General features: G+C 62.9%; 3 protein-coding genes. All 3 read left to right on the top strand.

Going from position 1 to position 3,038, the window contains the following annotated elements:
* The first annotated feature begins 47 nt into the window (after window positions 1-47).
* A complete protein-coding gene (locus EOA60_RS26280; RefSeq protein WP_067328401.1) occupies window positions 48-1,235 on the top strand; it encodes an ABC transporter permease in 1,188 nt (395 codons plus the stop codon).
* A 1-nt stretch (window position 1,236) separates the two neighbouring features.
* Entirely contained in the window at window positions 1,237-2,055 is an 819-nt protein-coding gene (locus tag EOA60_RS26275; protein WP_095800814.1) for an ABC transporter ATP-binding protein, read from the top strand.
* Window positions 2,056-2,069: 14 nt separating this feature from the next.
* On the top strand, window positions 2,070-3,038 hold a 969-nt coding region (locus tag EOA60_RS26270; RefSeq protein WP_164899537.1), incomplete at its 3' end, for an MlaD family protein.

The raw sequence follows: 3,038 nt of genomic DNA, 5'->3' as shown, positions 1-3,038 counted from the left end.
CTCCCGGCAAATCGACACGCCAGTCCCGTCACGCTAAACAGGACGCCATGTTGACCATCCGCAAACGCGACGCAAGCCGTACGCCCGCCGGTGATGCCAATCACCAGCCGCGCATTATCGTCGGCGAGGAAGGCGACGTAATCGGCTGCGCTTTCTCGGGTGTCTGGACGACGCGGACCGTGGCATCGGTCGATGCGGAGATGCGCAAGATCGAAAACCGCAACAGCGCCAAGAAGCTGATGCTCGACCTTTCCCAGATCGAGAAGATGGACACGGCCGGCGCCTGGCTGATCGATCGGCTGGCGAGCGCTTTCGAGAAGAAAGGCGTCGAAGTCCATGTGCAGGGGCAGAGCGAGATCGCCTCAATCCTGCTCGGCGCGGTGGGCGACGCGGTGCGTCGCGAACCCGAATCGGGGCCGGCCGGACCGCCCAACATCATCCTGCGCGCGCTGGAGCTGGTCGGCCGCCGCGTCTACGAGATGCGCGACGATTTTCTGGCCTCGATGAACATCCTCGGCGCCACCATCCGCGGCGCGCAGATGAAGCTCGGCCGCGGCCATGCCGTCAATCCGGCAGCAATCTTCAACCAGATCGACCGCATGGGCGTCGGCGCCATTCCCGTGGTGGTGCTGATGTCGGCCATCGTCGGCGCCATCGTCGCCCAGCAAGGCGCTTATCAGCTCAGCTATTTCGGTGCCGACATTTTCGTCGTCGACCTCGTCGGCGTGCTGATCCTGCGCGAACTTGGCGTGCTGATGACCGCGATCATGCTGGCCGGCCGCTCGGGCAGCGCCATCACCGCCGAGATCGGCTCGATGAAGATGCGCGAGGAGGTCGACGCGCTGAAGGTGATCGGGTTGAACCCGATCGGCGTGCTGGTGTTTCCGCGGCTCGTCGCCTTGGTGATTGCGCTGCCGTGCTTGACGATCATCGCGAATTTCGCCGCGCTCGGCGGCGGCATCATCGCCGCCTGGCTCTATTCCGACATTCCACCGGCGGCATTCATCGATCGGCTGCGGGTCGCCATCGACCTCAGCACCATTTTTGCCGGGCTGATCAAGGCGCCGTTCATGGCCATGATCATCGGCACCATCGCTTCGGTCGAGGGCATGAAGGTCGGCGGCAGCGCCGAATCGCTCGGCCAGCACGTGACCGCGTCGGTGGTGAAGTCGATCTTCGTCGTCATCATCCTCGACGGGCTTTTCGCCATGTTTTACGCATCGATCGGGTTTTGAGATGGCGGTTGCAAGCGGCAACGGGGTCAAGACGGCGCAGAACGCGGACCAGAGCGAGATCGTGCTTTCGGTCCGTGACGTCACCGTTGCCATCGAAGACAAGCTGGTCCTCGATAAGCTTTCGCTCGATATCGAGCGCGGCGAGATCCTGGGCTTCGTCGGCGCCTCGGGCGCCGGCAAGTCGGTGTTGCTGCGCACCATCCTTGGGCTTATGCCGAAGCAATCGGGAACCATCAGGCTGTTCGGCGTCGACGTCGACAAGGCAAGCGAGATCGAGCGCCTGCGCATCGACATGCGGCTCGGCGTCCTGTTCCAGCACGGCGCGCTGTTTTCGGCGCTGACAGTGCTGGAAAACGTGCAGGTGCCGATGCGCGAGTATCTCGACCTGCCGAAGAAGCTGATGGACGAGCTCGCCATGCTCAAGGTCGAGCTGGTCGGGCTGCCGCCGGACGCAGCGCAGAAATTCCCTTCCGAGCTGTCGGGCGGCATGATCAAGCGCGCGGCGTTGGCTCGCGCGCTGGCGCTCGATCCGGACATCGTCTTCCTCGACGAGCCGACCTCGGGCCTCGATCCGATCAGCGCGGCCGAATTCGACGAATTGGTCGTCAAGCTGCGCGATACGATGGATTTGACTGTCTACATGGTCACGCACGACCTCGACACGCTGTTCACCGCCTGCGACCACGTGGCGGTGCTCGGTAAGAAGAGGGTGCTGGTCGAAGGCACGATCGACGACATGCTGAAAAGCGAGGAGCCGTGGGTAAAATCCTATTTCCGCGGAAAACGCGCCCGGCAACTTGATCTTGCGGCTCGCGCATAGCCATAAGTGAGGTAATGGAAACCAGAGCCAACTACGTCATTGTCGGCATTTTCACGCTGGCCGCGATCCTCGCGGCCTTCGCCTTCGTCTACTGGACGGCCGCGATCGGCGAGCGTGGCGAGACGACGCTGTTGCGCGTGCGCATCCCGGGCTCGGCTTCGGGCCTTGGCCGCGGCAGCTTCGTGCTGTTCAACGGCGTCAAGGTGGGCGACGTCAAACGGGTCTATATCGATGTCGACAACCCGACGGTCGCCATCGCCGATACCGAGATCGACCGCATGACGCCGATCACCAAGTCGACGCAGGCCGATATCGGGCTCGCCGGCCTCACCGGCCAGGCCAATATCGAGCTGAAAGGCGCCGATCCAAAGGAAGTGAAGCTGCTCGACCAGGCCGAGAAAGAAGGCAGGGTTCCGGAGATCGTCGCCAATCCGTCGGCCGTGACCAACCTGCTGCAGACGGCGCAGAACATCTTCACGCGTGCCGACAAGGTGCTTTCCGAGTTGGAAGGCTTCACCAAGGATGTTCGCGGACCGCTGACGCAGACAGTCAAGAACGTCGAGACCTTCTCCAACGCGCTGGCCAAGAATTCGGACGGCATCGATAAATTCCTGTCCGCCGTGAGCTCGCTTTCGGAGCAATTGCAAAATGTGTCGGGCCGACTCGACAGCACGCTGAAGGCGGCCGAGGGCCTGCTCAATTCGGTCGACAAGGACCGGATCAAGAGCATCGTCGCCAATGTCGACACTGTCACCGCGAACCTCAAGGAAACCAGCGGGCAGTTGGACGGCGTGCTGAAGAACGTCGATGCCGCGGTGGGGTCGGTCAACGACTTCGCCAAGCAGACGCAAGGTACGCTCGCCAAGGTCAACGGCGTTCTCGATGGGATAGATCCGGCGGATGTCCGTACGGCGCTCGCCAACATCCAGAAGGCGAGCGACAGCGCCAACAAGGCGGCCGCCGACATCGCCAAGGTCACCGAC

This window comes from Mesorhizobium sp. M1A.F.Ca.IN.020.06.1.1 (assembly GCF_004023265.1).
Lineage (GTDB): Bacteria > Pseudomonadota > Alphaproteobacteria > Rhizobiales > Rhizobiaceae > Mesorhizobium.
The sequence above is the reverse complement of the archived record's forward strand: the minus strand, read 5'-3'. Positions and strand labels throughout refer to the sequence as shown.

Coding starts and splice junctions, on each gene's coding strand:
- EOA60_RS26280 (WP_067328401.1), top strand. CDS start 48: ATGTTGACCATCCGCAAACGCGACGCAAGCCGTACGCCCGCCGGTGAT.
- EOA60_RS26275 (WP_095800814.1), top strand. CDS start 1,237: ATGGCGGTTGCAAGCGGCAACGGGGTCAAGACGGCGCAGAACGCGGAC.